Annotated in this window: 23 protein-coding genes; 8 read left to right on the top strand and 15 right to left on the bottom strand. The window is 73.6% G+C overall.

Annotated elements, in window-relative coordinates:
* Nucleotides 1-23: 23 nt before the first annotated feature.
* Nucleotides 24-1,205 carry an alkene reductase gene (locus tag ACFVX6_RS13420; protein WP_389690879.1) on the top strand — a complete coding sequence of 394 codons (1,182 nt, stop codon included), beginning with the start codon at nt 24-26 and terminating at the stop codon, nt 1,203-1,205.
* Here the strand turns inward: ACFVX6_RS13420 and ACFVX6_RS13425 are convergent.
* The 3 genes from ACFVX6_RS13425 to ACFVX6_RS13435 form a co-directional block, all read right to left on the bottom strand.
* Entirely contained in the window at nt 1,144-1,752 is a 609-nt protein-coding gene (locus ACFVX6_RS13425) for a TetR/AcrR family transcriptional regulator (protein ID WP_274552663.1), read from the bottom strand. The two genes, ACFVX6_RS13420 and ACFVX6_RS13425, sit on opposite strands and share 62 nt — an antisense overlap.
* A gap of 72 nt (nt 1,753-1,824) precedes the next feature.
* The gene (locus ACFVX6_RS13430) at nt 1,825-3,447 is read right to left on the bottom strand and encodes a class I adenylate-forming enzyme family protein (protein ID WP_389690990.1); all 1,623 of its coding nucleotides are present in this window, start codon (nt 3,445-3,447) and stop codon (nt 1,825-1,827) included.
* 131 nt (nt 3,448-3,578) lie between these two features.
* Complete coding sequence (locus ACFVX6_RS13435; protein ID WP_389690881.1) at nt 3,579-4,343, bottom strand: SDR family oxidoreductase; 765 nt, start codon at nt 4,341-4,343, stop codon at nt 3,579-3,581.
* 124 nt (nt 4,344-4,467) lie between these two features.
* On the opposite strand from ACFVX6_RS13435, the gene ACFVX6_RS13440 reads away from it, so the two are divergent.
* From ACFVX6_RS13440 to ACFVX6_RS13455, 4 genes are all read left to right on the top strand, one after another.
* Complete coding sequence (locus ACFVX6_RS13440; RefSeq protein ID WP_389690883.1) at nt 4,468-5,754, top strand: exo-beta-N-acetylmuramidase NamZ domain-containing protein; 1,287 nt, start codon at nt 4,468-4,470, stop codon at nt 5,752-5,754.
* Between the two features lie 82 nt (nt 5,755-5,836).
* Nucleotides 5,837-7,249 (top strand): serine-threonine protein kinase, encoded by a 1,413-nt coding sequence (locus ACFVX6_RS13445; protein WP_389690885.1) that lies wholly within the window; start codon nt 5,837-5,839, stop codon nt 7,247-7,249.
* 151 nt (nt 7,250-7,400) lie between these two features.
* Nucleotides 7,401-8,069 carry a hypothetical protein gene (locus tag ACFVX6_RS13450; protein ID WP_389690887.1) on the top strand — a complete coding sequence of 223 codons (669 nt, stop codon included), beginning with the start codon at nt 7,401-7,403 and terminating at the stop codon, nt 8,067-8,069.
* A 77-nt stretch (nt 8,070-8,146) separates the two neighbouring features.
* Nucleotides 8,147-8,902, top strand: coding sequence for a 3-keto-5-aminohexanoate cleavage protein (locus ACFVX6_RS13455; RefSeq protein WP_389690889.1), 756 nt, complete (start codon nt 8,147-8,149; stop codon nt 8,900-8,902).
* Here ACFVX6_RS13455 and soxR read toward each other — a convergent pair.
* Nucleotides 8,880-9,326, bottom strand: coding sequence for a redox-sensitive transcriptional activator SoxR (soxR, locus tag ACFVX6_RS13460; RefSeq protein WP_389690891.1), 447 nt, complete (start codon nt 9,324-9,326; stop codon nt 8,880-8,882). The two genes, ACFVX6_RS13455 and soxR, sit on opposite strands and share 23 nt — an antisense overlap.
* 121 nt (nt 9,327-9,447) lie before the next feature.
* Between soxR and ACFVX6_RS13465 the strand changes: the two genes are divergently transcribed.
* Complete coding sequence (locus ACFVX6_RS13465; protein WP_389690893.1) at nt 9,448-9,909, top strand: MaoC family dehydratase; 462 nt, start codon at nt 9,448-9,450, stop codon at nt 9,907-9,909.
* 24 nt (nt 9,910-9,933) lie between these two features.
* Here the strand turns inward: ACFVX6_RS13465 and ACFVX6_RS13470 are convergent, their stop codons facing one another.
* From ACFVX6_RS13470 to ACFVX6_RS13480, 3 genes are all read right to left on the bottom strand, one after another.
* On the bottom strand, nt 9,934-10,581 hold the full coding sequence (locus ACFVX6_RS13470) for a TetR/AcrR family transcriptional regulator (RefSeq protein WP_389690895.1): 648 nt from the start codon (nt 10,579-10,581) through the stop codon (nt 9,934-9,936).
* 63 nt (nt 10,582-10,644) lie between these two features.
* Nucleotides 10,645-10,956 carry a YiaA/YiaB family inner membrane protein gene (locus ACFVX6_RS13475; RefSeq protein ID WP_274552654.1) on the bottom strand — a complete coding sequence of 104 codons (312 nt, stop codon included), beginning with the start codon at nt 10,954-10,956 and terminating at the stop codon, nt 10,645-10,647.
* Nucleotides 10,957-11,088: 132 nt separating this feature from the next.
* Nucleotides 11,089-12,240: an acyl-CoA dehydrogenase family protein gene (locus ACFVX6_RS13480; RefSeq protein ID WP_389690897.1), complete on the bottom strand. Its 1,152-nt coding sequence runs from the start codon at nt 12,238-12,240 to the stop codon at nt 11,089-11,091.
* An 81-nt stretch (nt 12,241-12,321) separates the two neighbouring features.
* Between ACFVX6_RS13480 and ACFVX6_RS13485 the strand changes: the two genes are divergently transcribed.
* Complete coding sequence (locus tag ACFVX6_RS13485; RefSeq protein WP_389690899.1) at nt 12,322-12,969, top strand: TetR/AcrR family transcriptional regulator; 648 nt, start codon at nt 12,322-12,324, stop codon at nt 12,967-12,969.
* A 49-nt stretch (nt 12,970-13,018) separates the two neighbouring features.
* Here ACFVX6_RS13485 and ACFVX6_RS13490 read toward each other — a convergent pair whose 3' ends face one another.
* From ACFVX6_RS13490 to ACFVX6_RS13505, 4 genes are all read right to left on the bottom strand, one after another.
* On the bottom strand, nt 13,019-14,098 hold the full coding sequence (locus ACFVX6_RS13490; protein ID WP_389690901.1) for a zinc-binding dehydrogenase: 1,080 nt from the start codon (nt 14,096-14,098) through the stop codon (nt 13,019-13,021).
* Between the two features lie 53 nt (nt 14,099-14,151).
* A complete protein-coding gene (locus ACFVX6_RS13495; protein ID WP_389690903.1) occupies nt 14,152-15,564 on the bottom strand; it encodes an aldehyde dehydrogenase family protein in 1,413 nt (470 codons plus the stop codon).
* A 143-nt stretch (nt 15,565-15,707) separates the two neighbouring features.
* Nucleotides 15,708-17,186 (bottom strand): CitMHS family transporter, encoded by a 1,479-nt coding sequence (locus ACFVX6_RS13500; RefSeq protein ID WP_389690905.1) that lies wholly within the window; start codon nt 17,184-17,186, stop codon nt 15,708-15,710.
* 73 nt (nt 17,187-17,259) lie between these two features.
* The gene (locus ACFVX6_RS13505) at nt 17,260-19,587 is read right to left on the bottom strand and encodes a molybdopterin oxidoreductase family protein (RefSeq protein ID WP_389690907.1); all 2,328 of its coding nucleotides are present in this window, start codon (nt 19,585-19,587) and stop codon (nt 17,260-17,262) included.
* A 245-nt stretch (nt 19,588-19,832) separates the two neighbouring features.
* On the opposite strand from ACFVX6_RS13505, the gene ACFVX6_RS13510 reads away from it, so the two are divergent.
* On the top strand, nt 19,833-21,242 hold the full coding sequence (locus tag ACFVX6_RS13510) for an AMP-binding protein (protein WP_389690909.1): 1,410 nt from the start codon (nt 19,833-19,835) through the stop codon (nt 21,240-21,242).
* Between the two features lie 28 nt (nt 21,243-21,270).
* Here the strand turns inward: ACFVX6_RS13510 and ACFVX6_RS13515 are convergent, their stop codons facing one another.
* From ACFVX6_RS13515 to ACFVX6_RS13530, 4 genes are read right to left on the bottom strand one after another with little or no spacing between them, the layout of a single operon-like run.
* A complete protein-coding gene (locus tag ACFVX6_RS13515; protein ID WP_389690992.1) occupies nt 21,271-21,891 on the bottom strand; it encodes a TetR family transcriptional regulator in 621 nt (206 codons plus the stop codon).
* Nucleotides 21,892-21,940: 49 nt separating this feature from the next.
* Nucleotides 21,941-23,611 carry a hypothetical protein gene (locus ACFVX6_RS13520; RefSeq protein WP_389690911.1) on the bottom strand — a complete coding sequence of 557 codons (1,671 nt, stop codon included), beginning with the start codon at nt 23,609-23,611 and terminating at the stop codon, nt 21,941-21,943.
* On the bottom strand, nt 23,608-24,042 hold the full coding sequence (locus tag ACFVX6_RS13525) for a hypothetical protein (protein WP_389690913.1): 435 nt from the start codon (nt 24,040-24,042) through the stop codon (nt 23,608-23,610). Before ACFVX6_RS13525 ends, ACFVX6_RS13520 begins: the two co-directional genes overlap by 4 nt.
* Nucleotides 24,039-24,881, bottom strand: a complete 843-nt coding sequence (locus tag ACFVX6_RS13530) for a cupredoxin domain-containing protein (protein ID WP_389690994.1) — start codon at nt 24,879-24,881, stop codon at nt 24,039-24,041. Before ACFVX6_RS13530 ends, ACFVX6_RS13525 begins: the two co-directional genes overlap by 4 nt.
* Nucleotides 24,882-24,892 lie beyond the last annotated feature (11 nt).

The following is a 24,892-nucleotide window of genomic DNA, read 5'->3' on the forward strand; positions in this document are numbered from 1 at the left end:
ATGTCAGGTTTTAGGTTACGGCCATGACGCACTCACAGCAGGTCCTTCCCACCGTTTCCCGCCTCTTCGAGCCCGCCGCCCTCGGCGGACTCGAACTCCCCAACCGCCTGGTGATGGCGCCCCTGACCCGCAACCGGGCGGGCGCCGACGGAGTCCCCGGGCAGCTGATGGCCGTCCACTACGCCCAGCGCGCCTCGGCCGGTCTGATCATCGCCGAGGGCACCGCGCCGAGCGCCGTGGGGCAGGCCTACCCGAACATCCCCGGCATCCACACCGCGGACCAGATCGCCGGCTGGCGCCGTGTCACCGACGCGGTGCGGGCGGGCGCCGACGGCACGGGCGGCGGCGCGGCGATGTTCCTCCAGCTCGAACACGGCGGCCGCGTCGGTCACCCCGACACCAGCGGGCACGTCCCGCTCGCGCCCTCCGTCGTACGGCTCCCCGAGCAGCTGCACACCCCCGGCGGGCTGCGGGACGCCGCCGCTCCGCGCGCCATGACGGCCGAGGACATCCGTGCCACCGTCGCCGACTTCCGGGCCGCGGCCCGCAATGCCGTGGAGGCCGGTTTCGCGGGGGTGGAGGTGCACGCCGCCAACGGTTTCCTGCCCCACCAGTTCCTGGCGAAGGGCACCAACCTGCGGACCGACGCGTGGGGCGGCCCGGTGGAGAACCGGATCCGGTTCGCCGTCGAGGTGGTCCGGGCCGTCGCCGGGGCCGTCGGCCGGGACCGCGTCGGCATACGGATCTCGCCCGGAGCGACGGTCAACGGCATCGAGGAAGGCGATACCGAGGAGATCTACCCGGCGCTGCTGGCGGCCCTGGCGGAGATCGACCCGGTCTATCTCCACGTCCTCTACACCGACCAGGAGCGGCCCCGGTTCCAGGAGCACCGCAAGGCCTGGCCGGGCACGCTCATCGCCAACCAGCTGCTCTCCCGGGAGCAGTTCACGGCCGATGGCGGCAAGAGCGTCGCCGAACGGTTCCTGGCCGAGGGCGCCGACCTGGTCTCGCTGGGCCGGGGCTTCCTCGCCAACCCCGACTTCGTGGAGCGGCTGCGCGTGAACGCCCCGCTCAACGAGATCCGCTCCGAGTTCCTGATGCACGTACAGGGGGCGCAGGGGTACAACGACTACCCCGTGCTCACTACGGGCGCAGCGCCCGCATCAGCAGGTCCGCGAGGTGGTCGGCGACCTGCTGCGGCGTGAGCGGGCCGTCCTCGTGGTACCAGGTCGACAGGTGGTGGACGGAGCCGAAGTGGTAGTCCACCACCAGGTCGGCCGGGGTGGCGTCGGAGAAGACCCCGGCGCGCTGGCCCTCCTCGACCAGCGCGCGGAAGCGCTCGTGGTAGCGCCGGCGCTCCGCCCGGACCTGCTTGGACTTCTCCGGGCTCAGCTGGTGCATGGAGCGGAAGAAGATCGCCGCGTCGTCCAGGTTCTCGATCGTGGTGACCACCACGTCGGCGGCCGCGGCGCGCAGCCGCTCCTCCACCGGCGCGTCGGAATCGGCCACCGCGTCGAGCCGCTGCTGCTGGAGCCGCAGCATGCGCGCGTACACCTCGTGCAGCAGATCGTCCTTGGATCCGAAGTAGTGGTAGAGCGCACCCTTGGTGACCCCGGCCGCCTCGACGATCTCCTGGACCGAGGTCCGGTCGTAGCCGCGCTCGGCGAACAGCCTGGTCGCGACGGCGAGCAGCCGGCGCGGTACCGGGGCCTCGTGCGCCCCGACGGTCTCCGTCGTGGTCTTGGCGGCCATGGCTGTCGCCTCCCTTTCGTGGTCCTTGCGTATGCGGTCTTGCGGGTCAGGGCGGACGCGGTCCGGCCGTTTTCAGCCGTGGTCGCGTGTCCGAAGTTCCCGTCGCAGGATCTTGCCACTGGTCGTCTTCGGAAGAACAGGCAGGATCTCCACCCGGCGCGGATATTTGTACGCGGCGAGGCGCTCGGCGCAGTACGCGGACAGTTCCGCCGGGTCCGCCCCGGCCCCGGGGCGCAGGCTGACGTAGGCCATCACGCTCTCCCCGCGGTAGGGGTCGGGGATGCCGACGACGGCCGCTTCGCGCACGGCGGGGTGGGTGTAGAGCACGTCCTCCACCTCGCGCGGCCAGACCTTGAAACCGGAGGCGTTGATCATGTCCTTCTTGCGGTCGACCACGTAGAGCCAGCCCTCCGGGTCCATGAACCCGACGTCTCCGGTGCGCAGTTCGCCGTCCGGGAAGGCCTTGGCGGTGTCGGCGGGCAGGCCCCAGTAGCCGGGGACGACCTGGGGTCCGCGTACGGCTATCTCCCCGGTCTCGCCGAAGGGGACCTCGGCGCCGCTCTCGTCGAGGATCCGTACGAGGGTGTCGGCGCCGGGCACGCCCACGGAGAGGGTGCCCGAGGCCGGGTCCACGGGGGCTTCGAGGTGGACGGGTACGGAGGCGCAGGGGGCGGTGCATTCGGTGAGGCCGTAGCCGTTGCGCAGGTAGAAGCCGTAGCCGGCGCGCAGGCGTTCGACCAGGGCCGGCGGCAGCGGGGCGCCGCCGGAGGAGACCACCCGGAACGAGGCGAAGTGGTCCGGGGTGGCCCCGGGGTGCGCGGCGAGCGCCATGAAGGCGGTGGCCGGGCCCACGGTGTAGGCGGGGCGGTGTTCGAGGAAGGCGTCGAGGACGGCTCCGGCGTCGAAGCGGTGGGCGAGGACCAGGGTGCCGGCGTTGGTGAAGCAGGCGGCGAGCTCGCACACCATGCCGGTGATGTGGAAGAGCGGGGCGAGCGCGAAGTAGCCGGACCCCTCGGGGAGGGGGTGGCCGGTGACCTGGCGGACGGCGTTGTGGGTGAGCGCGCCGTGCGGGTTCATGGCGCCCTTGGGGGTGCCGCTGGTGCCGGAGGTGTAGCTGATCAGGGCGGTGTCGGCGGCCGTGAGGTCCGGGTCGGTCGGGGCCCGGTGGCCCCGGCGGGCCACGGCGTGGAGATCGGCGGCGTCGGCCGCCTGCTCCGGGCGGCCCGGCGCGAGGACCCGTACGTCGTCGCGGGTCTGGAAGTCCAGGTCGCAGGCGGTCAGGACGGTGCGTACGGCGGTGCCCTGCGCCGCCCCGCGCAGGTACGCGGACCAGGCGCGGGCCTCGCAGACCAGGGCGGTGGCCCCGGAGTCGCGCAGGATGTGGCCGACCTCGCCGGACTTGTACATGGGGTTGAGCGGGACCACGACCGCTCCGGCCTTCCAGGCGGCCAGGACGGCGAGCACGAAGTGCGGGGTGTTCTGGAGCATGACCGCGACCCGGTCCCCGCGGCGGGTGCCGTGGGCGGCGAGGTGGCCGGCGAGGGAGTCGGAGAGCGCGTCGGCCTCGGCGTAGGTCAGGCGGCCGTCGAAGTAGGCGAGGGCGGTGCGTTCCGGGGCCCGGGCGACGGCTTCCCGGAAGGCGTGCAGCACGCTGGGCGGGGGCGCGATCGGGGCCCGCTGGACCGGGCTGAGCAGGCCGAGCCAGGGCTTGGCGGCGTAGCGGGAGGCCGGGGCGGACGGCGCCGGGGACGACGGGTGCCGGGCCGGGACGGACGGGTCCGGGGTGGACGGGTCCGGCGACGGGGCGGGGGGCGGGGCTGCTGCGGTCACCGGGTCTCCCACTTGCGCTGGAGGTGGTTCATGCCGCTCAGCCAGCGGTCCGGCTCGGTGGCCCGGGCCGCGTAGAAGTCCGCGACCTCGGGGTGCGGGAGGATCAAGAACCGGCCCTTCTCCATGCCGTCGAACAGTGCGTCCGCGACCGCTTCCGGCTCGATCGCGGTCGGCGCGAGGACCAGCTCGCCCGCCGATCCGGCGGCGGTGAGCATGTCGGTCCGGACCCCCTGCGGGCAGATGGCGTGGACCTGGAGCCCGCGGTGGCGGTAGGTCAGCGAGAGCCATTCCGCGAAGGCGAGCGCGCCGTGCTTGGTGACACTGTACGGGGCCGCTCCGATCATGGTCAGCAGCCCTGCGGCCGAGACGGTGGACACGAACCGGCCGCTCCCGCGCTCCAGCCAGTCGGGCAGCAGCACTCGGGCGGCGCGGACGTGGGCCATGACGTTGGTGTCCCAGGCCGCCTCCCAAACGGCCTCCTCGGCGAAGGCGTCGCCGCCGGAGGCGAGGCCCGCGTTGGCGCAGTAGACGTCCACGGTGCCGCCGAGCGCCTCGCGGGCCTGCGCGGCCACGGCCGAGGCGTCGCCGGGCACCGCGACGGCGCGGGCGCCGATCGCGTCCGCGACCGAGGCGGCCTTGGCGGGGTCGAGGTCGTTGACCGCGACGGTCGCCCCCTCCGCGGCGAAGCGGTGGGCGAGGGCGGCTCCGATGCCGCCGCCCGCGCCGGTGACGACGACTCGCTGGTCCTGGAACGCGTTCACGGGTCCGCCCTTCGTGTGGTGGCGCCTCGGCGTCTGCACGGCGTGCTGACGCCTGGCCGGATCACGGGCAGACTAACCAGTCGGTATGTCCGGGCGGAAGGGTGCGGAGCCCTACTTTGGCTCGATGACACTGTCGCGACGCGGGTTGCTCGGTCTGGCCGGGGCGGCGGGCGCCGCGGGCGCCCTGGGGGCGGGGGCCTCGGGGGCCGGGGCGGCGGGCGCCTCGGGGGCCGGGGCGACGGGAGCCGTTACCGGGCGGGTGCGGACGGGGTTCGAGCGGCTCGCCGCGGACGGGTACGCCCTACTGGCCGGGCAGCGGGTCGGGGTGGTCACCAACCCGACGGGGATCACGGCGGACGCCCGGCACCTGGTCGACGTCCTGCACGTGGACGAACGCGTGGATCTGGTCGCGGTGTTCGGCCCCGAGCACGGTTTCCGGGGCACGGCCCAGGCGGGCGGTTCGGAGGGGGCCGGGCGGGATCCGGCGACCGGGCTTCCCGTGTACGACACGTACGACAAGAGCGGGCAGCGGCTCGCGGACGTCTTCACGGCGGCCGGAGTCGACACCGTCGTCTTCGACATCCAGGACGTCGGCGCCCGCTTCTACACCTACATCTGGACCCTCTACGACTGCATGCGCGCGGCCGCCCTCGCCGGCAAGGCGGTGGTCGTGCTGGACCGCCCCAACCCGGTCGGCGCCCGGCGGGCGGCCGGGCCCGTCCTGCAGCGCCCGTACGCGAGCTTCGTGGGCCGGGAGCCGATCGCGCTGGCGCACGGGATGACGGCGGGCGAATTGGCCGGCCTCTTCGCGGGCGAGTTCCTCCGGGGAGCCGGCGCCGCCCCGCGGCTGGAGGTGGTGCGGATGGCCGGGTGGCGGCGGGAGTCCTTCTTCGAGGAGACCGGGCTGCCCTGGGTGCCGCCGAGCCCGAACGTGCCGACGCCGGGAACGGCCCTGGCGTACGCCGGGACCTGCCTGTTCGAGGGGACGAACCTGTCGGAGGGGCGCGGTACCACCACCCCCTTCGAGCTGGTCGGCGCGGAGGGCGTGGACCGGCGGTGGGCAGAGGCGGCGAACGCCCTGGAGCTGCCCGGGGTCTGGTTCCGGGAGGCCTATTTCACGCCTTCCTTTTCCAAGTACGCCGGGAAGACCTGCGGCGGGGTCCGGCTGCTCGTCCACGACCGGGAGGCCTTCGACCCGGTACGGGCCGGCATCGGGCTGCTGGTCACCGCTCGACGGGTGTGGAGCGGCTTCGCCTGGCGCTCCGACCAGTGGATCGACCGACTGACGGGCTCGGACCGGGTCCGGAAGATGGTCGACGCGGGGGCGGGCATGGAGGAGATCGAGGGCGACTGGGCGGCGGGGCTGGCGGGGTTCGCGGCGGTACGGGAGGAGTACCTGCTGTATCCGTGAACCGGCGGGTGCACAGGGGCTGGCCGGGCGGCCCGTTCCGCAGGATGCTGCGGGCAGGGACACGGCGTGGAGGGGGGGCGTCATGGTGCACATCGGCGGGGCGGTGCCCGCGAGGGCGACGGGGACGGCGGTGGGGATCGGGGCCCGGCCGTACGTGGAGCTGACTTTCGACGCGCAGGGCGACGCGGGCCCGGGCGCGCGGGAGGCGGTCTTCGGGATCGAGGCCACGGACCTGCTGGTCTTCGCCCACGGATGGAACTCCGACCGGTCCACTGCGATCCGGCTCTTCGACCGGTTCTACGCCCCCTTCGCGGATCTGGTGGGGACGGGGGTGCGGCTGGGGTACGTGGGGGTGGTGTGGCCCTCGATCAGGTTCTCGGACGAGCCGATTCCCGACTTCGACGCCCGGGGCGCCGTGGGCGGAGCGTGGGGATCGGGGGCGTCCGGGGAATCCGGGGAATCTGTGGAATCGGACCGACGGGGCCACGGAACGGCCCTGGACCCGGTCACCCGGCGGGCCCTCGGCGCGTTCTGGCCGGGACGGGCGGCGGAGCTGGACCGGATCGCCGAGCTGCTGGAGGAACGGCCCACCCGGGAAGGGGACTTCACCGAGTTCGGTGCGCTCGTACGGGAGCTGGCCGGGGTGGACGGGGTGGGCACGGGCGACGATCTGGCGGCTGCCTTCGCCCCGCGCGAGGTGCCGGACTTCCTCAGCGGGGACGTCCTGCGGGTGTGCCGGGAGTTCACCGAAGCCCTGGCCGAGGCGGGCGCCACGTTCCCCGGGGACCGGCCCGACGCCGGGGACTCCCCCGGCTTCTCGGCCGGCGGCGGGACGCGGACGCTGTGGAACGGCGCCAAGGAGGTGCTGCGCCAGGCCACGTACTACCAGATGAAGGCCCGGGCCGGGGTGGTCGGCGAGCACGGCCTCGGGCCGCTGCTGGCGGAGCTGGCGGGCCGCCGCCCGGCCCTGCGGGTGCACCTCATCGGTCACAGCTTCGGCGGCCGGGTGGTCTCCTTCGCGCTGCGCGCGCTGCCGTCCGGGGCGCGGAACGTGAAGTCCCTGACCGTCCTCCAAGGGGCCTTCTCCCACTACGCGTTCGCCGAGAGCCTGCCGCACGACCGGGGGCGCGGGGGCGCCCTGCGCGGGTTGCAGGGCAGGGTCGACGGGCCGCTGACGGCCTGCCATTCCCCGTACGACTCCTCCCTCAAGGTGTTCTACCCGCTGGCCTCCCGGATGGCCGGCGATTCGGCCGGTCTGCTCGGTTTCGACGAGCGGTGGGGCGCGATCGGGCACGACGGAGTGCGGGGGGTGCCGGGGACCCCGCGACTGACGCTGGACGCGGCGCTGCAGGGCGGCCTGCCCGCCGCGGGCTGCGTGAGCGTGGACGCGGGCTCCGTGGTCCGGCGCGGCGGGGCTCCTTCGGGGGCGCACAGCGACATCTGCCACGAGGAGCTGGCCCGGCTGGTGGTGGTCGCGGGACGCATGGGGCGCTGAGTTCCGGCCATGTGCCACCCGTACGCCTCGACCGCCCCCGCATGCGCCCGCACCGGGCCGGGCATGTTGGCACACGGCGCCGGTCCTGTGGGGCACGCAGCGCGGCGGGCACGGCGCCCGGTGCTGGGCGCTCGGCGGAGGTGAAGGTGTGATGGCGGGATTCCGGAGTCTGGCCCATCAGGTGCGCGACGCGCGCAACGACAGGGCCCTGCGGCGCCATTCGCTGCGCCGCTGCCTGGAGCGGTTCGCCCCGTACGGGCACCGCGCGACCTGGTGGCACCTGTGCGACCGGCACGGGATCGGCCCCGAGGACCGGGCGGCCGACCCCTCGCGGCTGGTGGCCGCGCTGGAGGAGCTGGAGGAGGCACGGGCGGTCTGGCTGGAGTACGAACGGCAGTTCGCGGCGCGTCGGCGGCGCGAGAAGCACGACGGGCTGCGGCGGCCCGAGTGGGCGTGGAGCGGCAGCGGGGACGCGGTGGTGCGGTGCGCCGATCCGGGCGTGCGGCCGCAGGGGGCGCTGGGCGAGGTGCTGAGACGGCTGGTGGAGGCGCTGGAGTCGGAGCCGGGTACGGGGTGTCCGGTGTGCGGGGCGCGGGAGTTGCACTGGCCGGTGCGGGTGCCTCCGGCGGTGGCGGCGAAGGCCGTAGCCCGGGCGTCGGGCCCCGCCACGGCCGACGGGCCCGCCGAGCCCGCCTGCGCCCAGTCCAACGCCGGATGGGCGTGGGACGGGCCGGTGTGCGCGGGCTGCGGAATCGTGGTGCCCAGACCGGCGCTCGCGCAAACGGCGTTGCATGGTGCCGACCTGGCGGGGGCGGCGTGAGCCGGGCAGGGGCGGGAGCTGGAGCGGGACCCGGGGCCGGAGCTCGGGCGGGGGCGGGAGCAGAGCCGACTCTGGTGGTGTCGCTGAACGGCTCCCGGAGCGCCGCCGACGGTGCGGCCGTCCCGATGAGCCCCGAGGGCCTGGTGGAGGCCGCACGGGCGGCGGTGGCCGCCGGAGGCCGGGAGGTGCTGGTCCATGCGCGCACCCCGTGCGGCCGCGAGAGCCTGTCGCCCCGGGTGGTCGGGCCGCTGCTGGAGTCCCTGCGCGACGCGGGCCTCGGGGCCGGGACCCGGCGGCGGGACGGTTCGGGGCCCGGCGGCGGGGTGGCCGTCTGCGTGGCCGTGAGCGTGGGGTCCGAGCCCGATCACGCGGAGCGGCTGGCACGGGTGCGGAGCTGGACGGTGCTGCCCGACCGGGCGGTGGTGCGGTTCGCGGAGCCGGGAGCCCGGGAGCTCGCCGAAGCGCTGCTGGAGCGCGGGGTGGCGGTGGACGCGGAGGTCCCGGTGGGCGGGTCGCCGGAGCCGCTGGCGCGGTTCCTCGCCTGGCCGGTACGGGACCCAGCGCGGGTCCGCCTCGTCGCCGAGCCGGCCTCCGCCGACCCGGGGCCGGTGGCCGAGCTGCTGCGCCGGCTGCCGCCGGTGCCGGTGCTGCTGTTCGGGCGGGGGGCTGCGGCCTGGCCGGTGCTGCGGCTGGCCGCGCGGTACGGCACCGGGGCGCGGATCGGCGTAGGAGACGTGCTGCACCTGCCGGACGGGCGGCCGGCGCGGTCCAACGCCGAGCTGGTCGCGGCGGCGGCCCGCGCACGGGAGGTCACAACAGCCGGGAACCGGTGAGGCGTTCGCCGAAGACGTCGTCGGGGTTGGAGAGCGCGCAGTTCTCCAGGGAGAGGCATCCGCAGCCGATGCAGTCGGTCAAATGGTCGCGCAGGCGGCCTAGTTGAGCTATCCGCTGGTCGAGCTCGGCGCGCCAGCTCTCGGAAAGCCGGGCCCAGTCCTCGCGGTTGGGCGTGCGGCCTTCGGGGAGCTGGGCGAGTGCGTCGCGGATGCTGGCGAGGGGGATGCCGACGCGCTGGGCGGCCCGCACGAACGCCACGCGGCGCAGGGCGTCACGGGTGTAGCGGCGCTGGTTGCCGGAGGTGCGGCGGCTGCTGATCAGGCCCTTGGCCTCGTAGAAGTGCAGCGCGGAGACGGCCGCGCCGCTGCGGGCGGACAGCTGGCCGACGGTGAGTTCATGGACCTTTTCGGGAATCTGCGGCACACCGCCGAGGGTAATGGGCCGGGCCGGGATTCGGAGCCCGGTACCCCGGTACCTCGTTGACAGATCCACGACGATCCCAGCATGCTGAGCAAGCGCTTATTCGCCAGGGAGAGGTACGGGTATGTCCGAGCCGAGGATCTTCACGTCCGCCGAGGAGCTCACCGCCGGGATCGGCGCACCGCTCGGCCCGAGCGACTGGCTGGAGGTGGACCAGAAGCGGATCGACCTCTTCGCGGACGCCACCGGCGACCACCAGTGGATCCACGTGGACCCGGAGCGCGCGGCGTCCGGGCCCTTCGGCTCCACGATCGCGCACGGGTACCTCACCCTGTCGCTGCTCCCGAGCCTGGTCCCGCAGATCATGCGGGTCGAGGGCATGCGGATGGGCATCAACTACGGGGTCAACAAGGTGCGCTTCCCGGCGCCGGTGCCGGTCGGTTCGCGCCTGCGCGCGATCGCGCTGATCACCGAGGTCGTGGAAGCGGGAGGCGGCGTCCAGGTGTCGGCCACCGTGACCGTCGAGCGCGAGGGCGGCGACAAGCCCGTGTGCGTGGCCGAGTCGGTGTCCCGCTACTACTTCTGAACCACCCCCTGAACTGCCCCTGAACTACTTCCGAGACGCGGCGCCTGCCTCGCCGGGGCCCGCACCCACCATGCGGAGCACGAGGTCGGCGTAGAGCGCGCCGACCTCGTCGGGCGTGCGGCGGCCGTCCGCGCTGAACCAGCGGGCGACGTCGATGCAGAGCGACAGCACGGCGAGGGTGGTTCCGGGGACGTCCGGGACGAAGAACTCACCGGCCGCGACGCCGTCGGCGAGGATGCGGCGGATGGCCGCGTCGCTCTGCCGGCGCAGGGCCACGATCTCGGAGCGGTGCTCCGGAGCGAGAGCATCAAGCTCGTACTGGACCACGCGCGCGGTGGTGTGATGGGCCGCGTGCCATCGCACGAAGGACCGTACGGCCGCGTCGAGCCGCTCGGCGGCGCTGCCCGGGCCGTCGGCCGCGGTGTCGAGGATCTGCAGGGCCTTGTCGTGGCCGATCCGGCTGATCCGGTGGAGCAGCTCTTCCTTGGTCTTGTAGTGGATGTAGAGCGCGGCCGGGCTCATGCCGGCCCGCCCCGCGATGTCCCGCGTGGTGGTGGCGTGGTACCCGCGCTCCGCGAAGGCCTCCACGGCGGCGACGAGCAGTCGCCGCGCGGCGTCGGGAGTGACCTCCGACCACGGCCGGTAGCCGCCGATCTCCTCCACGCTGTCCATCGCTCGCTCACCCTCTTCGGCCTGTAGGAATGAGCAGCTTACCGGAGGGTGGTGAGCAAGCGCTTAGCGATCCTGGGGAGCGGGCTGCTTCGGGACGGCGAAGGGGTCGTAGCCCGTCATGATCTTCTCCATCCTGGCCTGGTCGACCCGGGTGACGATCTGGGTGACCTCCTGGCGGTCGCGGATCACCTTGGCGAGGGTGAAGGCCGAGGTGGTGAGGTAGAGGACCGCGATGCCGAGGAAGGCGCGGACCCAGCCGTTCGCCTCCAGGTTGTAGATCCCCAGGGCGACCGCGCCGATGGCGATGCCGAAGGAGGCGACGGCCTGGCCGTAGTAGGCGCCCGTGTTCTGCTGCTTGACCGGTGTCTCGTTCATGGGTCCAGCATCGGGCGGGCCGGGCCGCGGCACATCCGCGCGCGTACTCACGTACGTACTCAGGAACTTCGGGCGCCCTCGGGAACTTCGGGCGCCCCGCGGACTTCAGGGGCTCTCGGGAACTTCAGGGGATCAGAAGGCGGAAACTCCCGTGCGGGCGCGGCCGATGAGGAGCTTCTGGATCTGGCTGGTGCCCTCGTACAGGGTCATCACGCGGGCGTCGCGCAGCAGCTTGCCGGCCGGGTACTCGTCGATGTAGCCGTAACCGCCGTGCACCTGGAGGGCGTTGCTCGCGGCGCGGACGGCGGCCTCGGAGGCGAAGAGCTTGGCGGTCGAGGACTCGGTGGTGAAGGGCAGCCCGCGGTCGATCAGATCGGCGACCCGCCAGGTCAGCAGCCGGGCGGCGTCCACGTCCACGGAGATGTCGGCGATCAGCTCCTGGACCAGCTGGTGGTGGGCGATCGGCTTGCCGAACTGCTCGCGCTGGGCCGCGTAGGAGACGGCGGCGTCCAGCGCGGCCTGGGCGATGCCGACACAGCCCGCGGCCACGGACATCCGGCCCTTGGCGAGGGCCGACATGGCGACGGAGAAGCCCTTCCCCTCGGGTCCGAGCATCGCGGAGGCGGGCACGCGCACGCCGTCGAGGGCGAGTTCGGCGGTGGCCTGGCCGCGCAGGCCCAGCTTGCCGTGGATCTCGCGGCGGGTCAGGCCCGGGGTGTCGGTGGGCACGAGGAAGGCGGAGATTCCGCGGTGGCCGGGCTCCTCGTTCGTGCGGGCGAAGAGCAGGACCACGTCGGCCCAGGTGCCGTTGGTGATGAACATCTTGCTGCCGCTGATCACGTACGCGTCGCCCTCGCGCCGGGCGCGCGTGGTGAGGGCGGCGGCGTCGGAGCCGGTGCCGGGCTCCGTGAGCCCGAAGCAGCCGAGGGCTTCGCCCGAGCACAGGCGGGGCAGCCAGGCGTGCTTCTGGTCATCGCTCCCCCAGGCGGCAATGGTCTTGGCGACCAGGCCCAGGGAGACGGAGACGATGCCGCGCACGGCGGAGTCCCCGCGGCCGAGTTCCTCGGTGACCAGGACGTAGGAGAGGTGGTCACCGCCGGAGCCGCCGTACTCCTCGGGGACGGTCAGGCCGAGGAAGCCGACGGAGCCGAGCTTCTTCACGATGGCCCGGTCCACGCTCTCGGCGCGGTCCCACTCGGCGGCGTAGGGGGAGATTTCGCGGTCGCTGAACGCGCGGGCGAGATCACGGACCGCGGACTGCTCCTCGCTGAGCTCCAGATTCACCGGGCACCTCCGGGTGGGACGGGATCGGATGGGTTAATTACCACTGCTAGTTTAAATGCGGCAGGCCTTACTATGTGGCGCATGGCCAGACCGCGCAAGCCCCTCCTCAGCAGATCCCGCATCATCGAGGCGGCCGGCGCCCTGGTGGACGGCGAGGGGCTGGAGGCCGTCTCGACGCGGCGGCTGGCGGCGGCGCTGGGAGTCAGCGGGCCGTCGTTGTACAACCACTTCCGCACGAAGGACGAGATCCTGGACGCGGTCGCGGACGCGGTGAGCGCGCGGGTCGACCTGTCGATGTTCGACGCCGGGGACGGCCGGGAGTGGCAGGTCGCGCTGCGCGACTGGGCGCACTCGTACCGGGCCGCCCTGTCCGACCATCCGAACATCGTGCCGGTGCTGGCGCGCGGGCCGGGCCGCAGGCCGGCCGGACTGCGGGTGGCGGACGCCGTCTTCGGGGCCATGACCGCGGCCGGCTGGCCGCCGGCGCAGGCGACCCGGATCGGTGCGCTGATGCGGTACTTCATCCTCGGCTCGGCCGTGGGTTCCTTCGCCCGGGGTTTCGTGGACGACGAGACGGCATACGACCCGTCGGACTATCCGCACCTGGGCCAGGCCCACCTGCTGGCGGAGCGCCAGCACGAGGTGGACGAGGGCGCCTTCGAGACGGGCCTGGCGGCGCTGCTGGACGGCCTGGCCCTCCAGTACGCAGCGCTGCGGGAGACCGCCTGACACTGCCCCGTACGGGAGGCCCGCCCGGGCCTCCCGTACGGGGCAGCTGCTAGAAGATCACCAGCGAGCGGCCGCCCTTGCCCGCCAGCATCGCGTCGAAGGCCGCCGGGATGTCGTCGAGGGTGATCCGGTCGGTGACCAGCGCGCCGAGGTCGAGCCGGCCCGCCCGGACGTGGTCGGCGATCACCGGGAGGTCGCGGGCGGGGTCGCTGTTGCCGTAGACGCAGCCGGTGAGGGTGCGGGCGAAGTGGAAGATCTCCAGGGCGTGGAAGGTGAGCTGCTCCTCCTTGCCGCCGATGCCGACGACCGTCGTACGGCCGCCGCGCCGGGTGGATCCCCAGGCGCCCCGGATGCTCGCGGCCCGGCCGACGCACTCGATGGCCACGTCCGCGCCGTGGCCGCCGGTGAGTGCGCGGATGTCCTTGGCGGTGTTCTCCGAGGCGAGCAGGAACTCCGTGGCCCCGGCCGCCCGGGCCAGCTCCTCCTTGTCCGGGGAGACGTCCACGGCCACGATCGGGCCGGCCTTCGCGATGCGGGCCGACTGGAGGGCGACCAGCCCCACGCCGCCGACTCCGAAGACGGCCACCGACTCGCCGGGCCGGACCTGGGCGCTGTGGTGGACGGCTCCGTAGCCGGTGAGGACCGCGCAGCCGAGCAGTGCGGCCTCGGCGAGCGGGATCCCGGCGGGGGCGGGCAGGACGCAGTTGGCCGCGACGACCGTCTCCTCGGCGAAGGCGGCCACGTTCAGCCCGGGGTGCAGGTCGGCGCCCAGGGCGTCGTGGGCGTACACCGCCCCGATCCCGGCGAGCGCGTTGGCGCAGAGCCACACCTCGCCGATCGAGCAGTGGTGGCACTGCCCGCAGGACGGGGCCCAGTTGAGCACCACCCCGTCGCCGGGCGCGACATGGGTGACCCCTTCGCCGACGGCCAGGACCGTGCCCGCGCCCTCGTGTCCGAGGACGGCGGGTACGGGGACCTTCATGGTGCCGTTGGTGAGGGAGAGGTCGGAGTGGCAGACCCCGGCGGCGGTGAGCCGCACCCGGACCTGGCCCGGGCCGGGATCGGGCAGCACGATCTCCCGTATCTCCAGAGGGGCTCCGACGGCGGGCAGGATGGCGGCGCGGACCATGATCGTCGTCTCCGTGTGTGCGGTTGCGGGGCGGGAAGCGTGCGGTTGCGGGGCTAGAACTGCAGGGACTTGGTCTGGAGGTACTCGGCGAGGCCGTGCGGGCCCAGCTCGCGTCCCACGCCCGACTTCTTGTACCCGCCGAAGGGTGCGAGCGGGTTGAAGCGGCCGCCGTTGATGTCCACCTGGCCGGTGTCCATCAGGCGGGCGAAGGCCACGGCCGTCGCCTCGTCCGCCGCCCAGACCGCCCCGCCCAGCCCGTAGTCGGTTCCGTTCGCGATGGCCAGCGCCTCGTCCTGGTCCGCGTAGGGCAGGATCGACAGCACGGGACCGAAGATCTCCTCCTGGGCGATGGTCATCTCGGGCGTGACGTCGGCGAACACGGTCGGGGCGATGAAGTACCCCTGCTCGTGCGGCGCCTCGGGCCCGCCCGCGACGAGGCGCGCACCCTCCTCCACGCCCTGAGTGATGAAGCCGCGGACGCGGTCACGCTGCCTGGCGCTGACGACCGGGCCGAGGCGGGTGCCCGGGTCGAGGGGGTCGCCGGAGGCGTACTTGGCCGCGGCGGCGGCCGCGAGGGAGACCGCCTCCTCGTACTCGTCGCGGTGGACGAGCATGCGGGTGAGCGCGTTGCAGCTCTGGCCGGCGTTGTTCATGACGTGGCCCACGCCCGCGGCGACGGCCTTGGCGAGGTCGGCGCCGGGCAGGATGACATTGGCCGATTTGCCGCCCAGTTCCAGGGCGACCCGCTTGACGGCGGCGCCGGCCGTGGCGCCGATCTGCTTGCCGACGGCGGTGGAACCGGTGAAGGAGACGAGGTCGACGCCCTCGTGCGCGGCGACGGCCTGGCCGGCGATCGGGCCGGTGCCGGTCACCAGGTTGAAGACGCCGGCCGGGATCCCCGCCTCGTGCACGGCCTCGGCGAAGAGCTGTGCGGTCAGCGGGGTGTCCTCGGCGGGCTTGAGGACGATGGTGCAGCCTGCGGCGAGAGCGGGTGCCACCTTGGCCACGATCTGGTGCAGCGGGTAGTTCCAGGGAGTGATCGCCCCGACGACGCCGACCGGCTCCAGCAGGACGGTCGAGTTCCCGATCCGCTCCTCGAAGGCGTACGAGGCCCCGAGCTCGGCGTAGGAGGAGGCCACGGCGATCGGCGCCCCGACGTGGACCATCTCCGAGAACCCCAGCGGCGAGCCGAGCTCGGCGGTGATGGTCTCGGCGATCTCCCCCTTGCGGGCGACCAGCACGTCGCGCAGGGCCCCGATGAGGGCCGCCCGCTCGGTCGGAGGCGTGGCCGCCCAGGCCGGGAAGGCCGCGCGGGCCGCGCGTACGGCCGCGTCCACGTCCTCGGGCGTTCCGGCCGGGACCGAGGCGATGAGCCGCTCGTCGGCCGGGTTCAGGACCTCTATGCGGCCGTGGCCGAGGGCGGCCCGCCACTCGCCGCCGATGTACATCCCGTCATGGGCCTTCATGGCAATCCTCCCGAGCACGCGCGGGCGCGTGGACCTGTAGACCTGTTGGACCTGTTGGACCTGTTGGACCTTCTGTGGACCCGACGTCGCCAACACCCTACAAACTAGCGCCGGTAGTTTTGTGTGGCCAGGGGCGGACGGGGTCAGATGATGCCGAAAAGCATCCCTGCCGCCAGGACCACCAGGGAGGTCAGGGCCGCCCATTTCACGGTGAACCGGGTGTGATCGCCGAACTCGACCTTGGCCATGCCCACGAGGACGTAGACGGCCGGAACGAGCGGGCTCGACATGTGCAGGGCCTGCCCGACCAGGGAGGCGCGGGCGATTTCGAGCGGGGAGACCCCGTGGGCGGCGCCGGCCTCGGCGAGGACCGGCAGGACGCCGAAGTAGAAGCCGTCGTTGGACATGAAGTAGGTGAGGGGGAGGCTGAGCAGGCCGGTGACCAGGGCCATGTGCGGGCCCATGCCTTCGGGGATCGCGCCGACGAGCCAGTCGGCCATGTGCTTGACCATGCCGGTGCCGGTGAGGACGCCGGTGAAGACGGCGGCGGCGAAGACCATGCCGGCGACGTTCAGGACGTTCTCGGCGTGGGCCGCGATCCGGGCCTTCTGGTCGGGCATGTGGGGGAAGTTGACGGTGAGGGCGAGGGCGGCCCCGAGGAGGAAGAGCACCGGGATCGGGAGCAGTTCCATGATCATGGCGGCGAGCAGGGCGACGGTGAGACCCGCGTTGAACCAGTAGAGGCGGGGACGCAGGGTCGGGCGGTGCGGGTCGAGGCCCTGGAAGCCGTCCTCGGCGGGGGTGCCGCCTTCGGTGGTGCCGCCTTCGGTGGTGACGCCTTCGGTGGGGGTGGCGCCCTCGGCAGGGGTGTGCGGGGCGGGTCCCGCGGACCGGGCGGACGGGACGGACGTCTCGGGACTCCCGGCAGCGGCCGGGCCCGTACCGGCCGTGACCAGGGCTTCCTCGACCGGATCCGCCGACCGCTCGGTGCCGGCGGGGAGGGTCAGCAGGCCGAGGCGGCGGCGTTCCTTGAGGCCGAGGACGTAGGCCAGGACGAAGACGAAGAGCAGGCCCACCGCGAGCGCGGGGATCATCGGTACGAAGATGTCGGCGGCGTCGAGCTTGAGCGCGGTGGCGGCGCGGGCCGTGGGGCCGCCCCAGGGCAGGGTGTTCATGACGCCGTTGGCGGTGGCCGCGACTCCGGTCATGACCACCAGGCTCATCCCGAGGCGCTTGTAGAGCGGGTACATCGCCGAAACGGTGATCATGAAGGTGGTCGAGCCGTCGCCGTCGAGCGAGACGATGGCGGCGAGCACGGCGGTGCCGACCACGATGCGCATCGGGTCGGCCCTGCAGAAGCGCAGGATGCCGCGCACGATCGGGTCGAAGAGCCCGACGTCGATCATCACGCCGAAGTAGACGATGGCGAACATCAGCATGGCGGCGGTCGGCGCGAGCTTGCCGACTCCGTCGATGACGTAGCCGCCGAGCTGCGCGCCCTGTCCGGCGAACACGCAGAAGAGCGCGGGGATGAGGACGAGCGCCGCGATGGGCGACATTTTCTTCAGCATGATCAGGACCAGGAAGGTCGCGATCATGGCGAAGCCGAGGAAGGTCAGCATGGGGGGAACCTAGGTGCCTCCTCCTGGGGCCAACAAGACGTCTACGCGTGAGCAATACGAGCAAAACCCCAGCTCAGGGGATGGGTGTCAGTTCGACGGGGAAGCCGTTGAGCACGGCCGTACCGGAGAGCGGGTCGAGTCGGCTGCCGTCGAGGAGCTGGTTGACGTTGACTCCGGGCACCGCCGCGGCCACCGACATGCGGGTGCCGGGGCGGTCGTGGCCCCAGCCGTGCGGGAGGCTCACGACTCCCGTACGGACGGTGTCGGTGACCTCCACGGGAACCTCCAGGCTGCCGCCGTCGGCGGTGATCCGGGCCGGGTGGCCGTCGGTGAGGCCGAGCCGGGCGGCATCGTCCGGGTGGACCTGCAGGGTGCAGCGGTTGGAACCTCCGGCGAGGGCCGGAACGTTGTGCAGCCAGCTGTTGTTGGACCGCAGGTGGCGGCGGCCCACGAGCACCAGGGCGGCGGGGCGGTCGGTGAGCGTCCCGCGCAGCCTGGGGAGTTCGGCCGCGATCGGGTCCGGGAGGAGCTCGATCCTGCCGCTGCGCGTCTTCAGCAGACCGGGCAGCCGGGGGCGCAGTGGGCCCAGGTCGATTCCGTGCGGGTGCGCGCGGAGCCGGTCCAGTCCGAGACCGCCGCCGGAGGTCGCGGGCGCTGCGGGGGCGGGGACCGGGACGGGGTCGGCCGCACCGTCCGGGGCGCCCGCGCGGGTTTCCGTAGCGGCGCTCCCGGGCAGGTCCGCGGCCGCGGCGAACCGGTCTCCGTAGGGTCCGAGCCGGAGCATCAGGTCGAGGCGGCGCTCGGGGCCGCTGCCGCCCGCGAGCAGCCCGGCGAGGCGCGCCGGATCCTGTCCGCGCAGCGGAGAGTCCGGGTCTGCGCACTCCCGGGCGAGCGTGGCCCCGATGGCCAGGTCGTCCACGGCGACCGGGTCGGTTCCGTGCATGCCGGAGACGGCGAGTACGAGACGGGCGTGGATCTCGCACTCGTCCATGCGCCCGTCTTCGAGCGGGACGGCGGGCGGCGAATAGCGGACCTGGTTGCGGATCGCGAAGGTGTTGAAGGAGAAGTCGAAGTGGGCGCTCTGCGAGGGCGGCGCGGGAGGCAGGACCACGTGGGCGTGGCGTGAGGTCTCGTTGAGGTAGGGATCGATGCTGACCATGAAGTCGAGCCCGGCCAGGGCCGCGTCGAGGCGTCGGCCGTCGGGGGCGGACAGCACGGGGTTCGCCGCGATGGAGACGAGGGCCCGGATCCGCCCCTCTCCGGGGGTGTCGATCTCCTCCGCCAGTGCGGACAGCGGGAGTTCGGCCTTGGCCTCGGGGTGGCCGCTGACCCGGCTGTGCCAGCGCCCGAGGCTGAAGCCCTTGCCGGGTCCGGCCGGCCGGGGTGCGCGGTCGGTCGCGGACAACGGGAACAGGGCTCCGCCCGGCCGGTCGAGATTGCCGGTCAGGACGTTCAGCACGTCGACCAGCCAGCTCGCGAGCGTGCCGTACTCCACGGTGCAGCTGCCGATCCGCCCGTAGACGGCGGCGGTCGGCGCGGCCGCGAGATCGCGGGCGAGCACGCGGATCTCCTCGGCCGTGAGGTCGCAGGCGGGGGCGACGGCCTCGGGGGTGAAACCGTCGAGCGCTTCGGCGAGTTCCCCGAGTCCCTGTGTGTGTTCCGCGAGGACGCCCGGATCGGTCAGCCCCTCGGTGAGCAGGGTGTGGGCCAGGGCGGCGAGCAGCAGCGCGTCGCTGCCGGGGCGCGGCGCGAGGTGGCGGTCGGCGAGCTTGGCGGTGCGGGTGCGGCGCGGGTCGACGACGACGAGGGTGCCGCCCCTCGCGCGCAGCGCCTTGAGCCGGCCGGGGAAGTCGGGTGCGGTGCACAGGGAGCCGTTGGACTCGACCGGGTTCGCCCCCAGGAGCAGGAGGAAGTCCGTGCGGTCGAGGTCCGGTACGGGAATGGCGAAGGGATCCCCGAAGAGCAGGCCGCTGGAGACGTGTTTGGGCATCTGGTCGAGGGTGCTGGCGGTGAAGAGGTTGCGGGTGCCGAGGGCTTTGAGGAGGAGGGTCGGGTAGAGCTGGCCGGCCATGGTGTGGACGTTCGGGTTGCCGAGGACCACGCCGACGGACTGGGGCCCATGCGCCTGTACGAGGGCGGGGACCGCGTCGGCGATGGCCTGGAAGGCCTCCTCCCAGGTGGCCTCGCGGAGTCGGCCGTCGCGTCGTACGAGGGGGGTGCGCAGCCGGTCGGGGTCGGCGTCGAGGCCACCGAAGGCGGCCCCCTTGGGGCAGATGAAACCGCGGCTGAACACGTCGTCACGGTCTCCTCTGGCCCCGGTGACGGTGGTGCCTTCGATGGTGAGCGTGAGGCCGCAAGTGGCCTCGCAGAGGGGGCAGATGCGCAGGGCGGTGCGGGGCATGGGCCCTCCAGGGGCAGCAGGCTGCGGCATGGGGCACGGGCGCCGGACCCGCGCGAGCGGCACCGAGCATACCGACCGGTAGGCACGGTGGGGAGGGTCCGCGCCACACGGAATCCGGGGACGGGGCTGCGCGGGACCGTTCTCCCTGGTCAGCGTCGCCCATTGGTCATTCTGCTGACGCATTTCGGCGCCCTTGGTCGGGAAAGCGCATTGCCCCTGTGGGGAGCGGCGGATTGGATTGCCGCATGACATCCACGCTCGACGGCTGTACGCCCTGGCCCGAGGAATTCGTCGACTACTACTGGGCGTCCGGCCACTGGCGGGGCAATACGCTGGACAATCTGCTGCGCGGCTGGGCCGTGCAGTACGGGCCGCGGACCGCGCTCGCCCACGGCGACACCCGCATGACGTACGCGGCCCTGAACCGCCGCGCGGGCCGGATGGCCGCCGGGTTCCGGCTGCGCGGCCTGCGGCCCGGGCAGCGGGTCATCGTCCAGCTGCCCGCCATTCCCGAGCTCGTCGTCACCGTGTTCGCCCTGATGCGCGCCGGCGCGGTCCCCGTGCTCTGCCCGATCTCGCACCGCGCGCCCGAGGTGTCCCACGCGATCCAGGTCTCCGAGGCCACCGGCTACGTCGGCCCCGCGACGTACCGGGGCTTCGACCACACGGCGATGGCCGCCGACATCGCGGCCCGAGGCCCCTTCCTGCGCCGGGTGTTCACCTTCGAGCCGCCGGGCACCTCGGACCCGTACGGCGGTTTCACGACCGACACGGCGGGGTGCCACTACTTCCCGCTGAACTCCCTCGACTCGCCGCCCGAACCGGCGCTCGCGCTGACCGCCGGCCAGGTGGCGTTCTTCCTGCTCTCCGGCGGTCCCGGCGAGGCGCCCGCGCTGGTTCCGCGCACCCACAACGACCACGCCTACCAGGCGCGGGCCGCGGCCGAGCTGGTGTCGCTCACCCAGGACGACGTGTACCTCTCCGCGCTGCCCTCCGACCTCAACCTCGCCTTCGGCGGCCCCGGCATCATCGGCACGCTGACCGTCGGCGGCAGCGTCGTCCTGGTCGAGGACCAGGAACCCGCCGCGTGCCTGGCGGCCGTCGAGCGCGAGCGGGTCACCGTCGCCGCAGTGACTCCGGCCGTGGCCCGTCTCTGGCTCGACGCGCGTCCCGCAGGCGGGGCCGGGGCCGGGGCCGACGTGAGCAGCCTGCGCCTCGTACAGATCGGCGGCAGCACCCCGCCCCTGGACCGCGCGACCGCCGAACGGGTGGCCGCCGAGTGGGACTGCCGCCTCCAGCAAGTCTTCGCCGCGTCCGCGGGGTTGCTCACCCTCACCCGGCTCGACGATCCGGACGAGACCGTGCTCACGACACAGGGCCGTCCGCTCTCCCCCGACGATCAGATCCGTGTCGTCGACGCCGACGGCAAGGAACTCCCGGACGGAGAGCCGGGCGAACTCCTGGCCCGCGGCCCCTACACCGCCCGCGGCTACTACCGGGCCCCCGGCCTCAACGCGCGCTCCTTCACCGCCGACGGCTACCTGCGCACCGGCGTCCTCGCGCGGCGCACGCCGGACGGCAACCTGGTGGTGGCCGGCCGCCTCGAAGGCACCGCGCGGCCGCTCGACCAGGGGGAGGCCCTGTCCGGGCGGTGACGGGCGGGGCGGGGCCGGGCTCCGGCCGTCAGTCCAGGACGCGCGCGAGGTACGCGTGCATCATCGCGCGTGTTTCGGCGACGATGTCGGGGTCGCCGGCCGGGTCGTTGCGGAAGGCCAGCTGGATCAGGGCGTCGGTGGCCTCGACCGCGACCAGGACGGCCCGTTCCAGGGCGGCGTCCGGAGTGAGGGCGAGGTGGGCGCCGAGGAGTTCGGTGAGGCGGACGGCGACCTGGTGGTTGGGGTCGGAGGCCGGCCCCTCGGACGGTGGCGCCGGCACCCCGAAGTCGACGAGCGCGAAGCCGGGCACGCTGCGCTTCATGACCAGGTACTCGTCCAGCACCGCATCGACGACCGGGCGCCAGTCGGTGTCCGGGAGGTCCTCGAGACGCTGCTCGATGCCGTCGGCGTAACGGTCCAGGTTGCGGTGGGCCAGGGCGATGGCCATGGCCCGCTTGTTGCCGAAGAACCGGTAGACCGAACCGATCGGCACGCCGGCCCGCAGGGCCACGGCCCGGGTGCTGAGGTTCTCGTACCCGGTCTCGTCAAGGAGCTCCGCACAGGCGTCGAGGATCCGGGCGAGGCGGTCGGCGCTGCGCTGCTGGATCGGCGTCCGGCGCAGGGGGTGGGCTGGGGGCACGGGGTCCATCATGCCGCTCCTGGGTTCACGGGTGGGCGGCGGTACCGGTTCGGCCGCCTCAGTTCAGCAGCAGGCTGAGACCGCCCACGGTGTACGTGATCATCAGCGCGAGCAGCGGGAGTTGCCCGGCGACGGCTTTCGCGGGTGGGAAGAGGCGTACGGAGCGGTCGTGCGCGGCGATCACTCCGAGGACGTGGCCGGTGACGACGGCGATCACCTGGAGGGCGGCGAGGCCGCCGGGACCCAAGGGGGACAAGGGTTCCGGGGCGTTGTCAGTGCCCAATGCCATGGTTACTGTGCGTGGTCCTTCGGTGACCAGGAGGGAGAAGTAGTGGGCGACGAGATAGCCGAGGGCGATCGGTACGAGTGAGTGCGCGAAGGCGGTCAGCGGGCCGGGGTGCGGGCCGCAGACGAGGCGGGTGACCGCCGCGCAGAGGCAGTAGAGGGCGGCGACGAGGGCGACGGCGCCGACGAGTCCGAGGGTGGCGGCCGGGGTGCGGCCGAGGGGGGAGGTCTGGATGGCGTTGATCCACGAGGGGTTGTCGGAGAAGCCGTCGTAGGCGGTGGATCCGAGCAGGACGCAGACGGTGGCGACGAGTCCGGGCCGCTCGGGTGTCGCGTCGAGTCCGTGGAAGGGGTTGCGGAGCACGAGGCGGCCGTCGCTGCGACGGCCGAGGGGGGAGAGCCGGGCCAGGAGGGCGGAGTACACCTCGAAGGCGTCTCCGTCGGCGAACCAGCGTTCGCCGTAGCGGGCGGCGAGCAGGAGCTGGACGACGGCGTAGCCGGCCAGGGCGATCAGGAGGGTGGTGGTGGAGGCGGGATCGGGAGAGACGAGTTCGAGCCAGGTGAAGGCGAAGAGCCCGGCGGCGGCCGGCCATTGCCCTAGCCGGGCGGGGAGCGGGCGGTGCGGTCGGGGCTCCGGGCTGGAGGAATGCGGGCGCGGGGGCTCCGAGGTGGGGAGCTCCGGGCGCGGAGGCTCCGAACTGGGGAGCTCAGGGCTGGGGGGATGCGGGCTCAGGAGCTCAGGGCTGGGGGGATGCGGGCTCAGGAGCTCAGGGCTGGGGGGATGCGGGCTCAGGAGCTCAGGGCTGGGGAGCTCCGGGCTGCGGGGATGCGGCGCCACGGCGAGGGGCGGTGACGGGGGGCGTGGGCTCCGGGAGGAGCGTGCGGCTGTCGCGGTGGCGCCGGCGGCAACTGCGGTTGCGGGGCGGGCCGTACGGAACCCCCCCGAGAGCCGGGCGAGCAGCCGGTACACGGTGCGGAGCGGGCTGAGGAGGCGCCAGACGGGACCGAGGAGGAGGGAGGCGGGGACGAGGCCGACCCAGAGCAGGACGTAGACGGCGCCGGGAGCGGGGTTGCGGTCGGGGTCGTCGGGGCCGAGGAGGAGGTACAGGAGGACGGCGAGCGCGGCCGCGAGGCCGAGCCCGCGCAGGGCGGTGCGGGTGGCCGGCGCGTCGGCCACCCACTGGAGCCCGGCGGGCAGGGCCAGACCGGAGCGGTCGCCGCGGAAGCGGGAGGCCGACCAGAGGAGGCCCAGCGCGAGGAAGGAGACGAAGAGGGCGGTGAAGGCGCCGGCGAAGGCGTAGAAGGGAGAGATCGGCAGATCGTGCTGCGAGCCGATGCCGTGCGCGAGCACGGTGAGCGGATCGGCCGGGTGAAGGACCACGCCCGGGCCGGACCCGCCACCGAATGCCGCGTAGGAGACCGCCTCCGGCCCGTACCCGGTCACCACCGGACCGCCGGTGCCGACGTCAGGGCCGGGACCTGGGCCAAGGCCAGCGTCTGGGCCAGGGTCTGGGCCGGGGTCAGGGCCCGGGCCGAGGTCACGGCCCGGACCTGGGCCAGGGCCGAGGCCAGAGCCGGGACCTGGGCCAGAGCCAGAGCCAGGGCCAGGGCCAGAGCCAGAGCCAGGGCCGGGACCTGGGCCAGAGCCAGGGCCAGAGCCAGAGCCGGGACCTGGGCCAGAGCCAGGACCTGGGCCAGAGCCAGGGCCAGAGCCAGAGCCGGGACCTGGGCCAGAGCCAGGACCTGGGCCAGAGCCAGGACCTGGGCCAGAGCCGGGACCTGGGCCAGGGACGGCGCCCGGGTCGGAGCCGGGGCGCCGGTCGGGATCCGGGGCGGGATCCAGGGCGGGTTCGTGAGGCGGGGTGCTTGGGTCATCGGACTGCGAGTTGGGTCAGGACGAGGTCGGAGTCGTGGGTCTCGACCTCGAAGAGGCCCGTGCGGTCGGCCGTCAGGGTCAGGGTGGCCTCCTGGCCTGCCGGCAGGGTGAGTTCCTTGTCGAAGCCGTGGACGTGCAGGGTGTCGGCGCGGTCGCTGGTGACCCGTAGGGCTACGCGTTCGCCGCGCGTCACCTCCACCCGGCCCGGGGCCGGGCTGACCTTGCCGTCCCGCACGGTGATGGTCACCGTACGGTCGGCCTTCACCGCCTCCGGTGATGTGGGAGACGCTGCGGCCGGAGAGTGCGGGTGGGTGGACTGGCCGTATCCGGCGGCGAGTTCGAGGGTCGCTTCGACCGGCTTGCCCGCCACCGCCCAGGCCGTGTGGTCGTCCGCGTAGAGGCGGACGGTCAGGGTGTGCGGGCCGCCCGCCGGTACCTGCGCGGCGGGCAGGTGGAACCAAGGGCCGTACAGGCGCGCCAGTTTGCGGCCGTCCAGCTCAAGGTGCGCGTGGCCGGCACCCGGGAGGGCGGCGCCGCCGGTGCTGTCGGGGGTGAACTGGAAGTTCGCCAGCGTCAGTTGGAGGTTCCAGCCGTCCTCGGAGTCCGGCCGGGCGGCGAGCCGGACCTCCGGCGCACCCTCGGCCGGGACCTCGCGGAGCCGGTGGCCCGCGCCGTCGTCGGCGGTGAGCAGGGTGCCGACCTTGCCGGAAGCCTGCTCGTGGGTGGTGCCGGGCTTGTGGTGGGTGGTGGCCCGTCCCCCGCAGCCCGTCGCCGCGCCGCCGGCCAGGAGCAGGGCCAGGGCGAGCAGCGCCGCCGCGCGGCCCGTCCGGCTGGACAGGCGGGACCGGC

It is taken from the genome of Streptomyces sp. NPDC058289 (assembly GCF_042880975.1).
Lineage (GTDB): Bacteria > Actinomycetota > Actinomycetes > Streptomycetales > Streptomycetaceae > Streptomyces > Streptomyces stoeckheimensis.

Excerpts from the sequence above, each read along its gene's own strand:
- ACFVX6_RS13420 (WP_389690879.1), top strand. The coding sequence starts at position 24 with ATGACGCACTCACAGCAGGTCCTTCCCACCGTTTCCCGCCTCTTCGAG.
- ACFVX6_RS13425 (WP_274552663.1), bottom strand. The coding sequence starts at position 1,752 with ATGGCCGCCAAGACCACGACGGAGACCGTCGGGGCGCACGAGGCCCCG.
- ACFVX6_RS13440 (WP_389690883.1), top strand. The coding sequence starts at position 4,468 with ATGACACTGTCGCGACGCGGGTTGCTCGGTCTGGCCGGGGCGGCGGGC.
- ACFVX6_RS13445 (WP_389690885.1), top strand. The coding sequence starts at position 5,837 with ATGGTGCACATCGGCGGGGCGGTGCCCGCGAGGGCGACGGGGACGGCG.
- ACFVX6_RS13450 (WP_389690887.1), top strand. The coding sequence starts at position 7,401 with ATGGCGGGATTCCGGAGTCTGGCCCATCAGGTGCGCGACGCGCGCAAC.
- ACFVX6_RS13465 (WP_389690893.1), top strand. The coding sequence starts at position 9,448 with ATGTCCGAGCCGAGGATCTTCACGTCCGCCGAGGAGCTCACCGCCGGG.
- ACFVX6_RS13470 (WP_389690895.1), bottom strand. The coding sequence starts at position 10,581 with ATGGACAGCGTGGAGGAGATCGGCGGCTACCGGCCGTGGTCGGAGGTC.
- ACFVX6_RS13475 (WP_274552654.1), bottom strand. The coding sequence starts at position 10,956 with ATGAACGAGACACCGGTCAAGCAGCAGAACACGGGCGCCTACTACGGC.
- ACFVX6_RS13485 (WP_389690899.1), top strand. The coding sequence starts at position 12,322 with ATGGCCAGACCGCGCAAGCCCCTCCTCAGCAGATCCCGCATCATCGAG.
- ACFVX6_RS13490 (WP_389690901.1), bottom strand. The coding sequence starts at position 14,098 with ATGGTCCGCGCCGCCATCCTGCCCGCCGTCGGAGCCCCTCTGGAGATA.
- ACFVX6_RS13495 (WP_389690903.1), bottom strand. The coding sequence starts at position 15,564 with ATGAAGGCCCATGACGGGATGTACATCGGCGGCGAGTGGCGGGCCGCC.
- ACFVX6_RS13500 (WP_389690905.1), bottom strand. The coding sequence starts at position 17,186 with ATGCTGACCTTCCTCGGCTTCGCCATGATCGCGACCTTCCTGGTCCTG.
- ACFVX6_RS13505 (WP_389690907.1), bottom strand. The coding sequence starts at position 19,587 with ATGCCCCGCACCGCCCTGCGCATCTGCCCCCTCTGCGAGGCCACTTGC.
- ACFVX6_RS13510 (WP_389690909.1), top strand. The coding sequence starts at position 19,833 with ATGACATCCACGCTCGACGGCTGTACGCCCTGGCCCGAGGAATTCGTC.
- ACFVX6_RS13515 (WP_389690992.1), bottom strand. The coding sequence starts at position 21,891 with ATGGACCCCGTGCCCCCAGCCCACCCCCTGCGCCGGACGCCGATCCAG.
- ACFVX6_RS13525 (WP_389690913.1), bottom strand. The coding sequence starts at position 24,042 with ATGACCCAAGCACCCCGCCTCACGAACCCGCCCTGGATCCCGCCCCGG.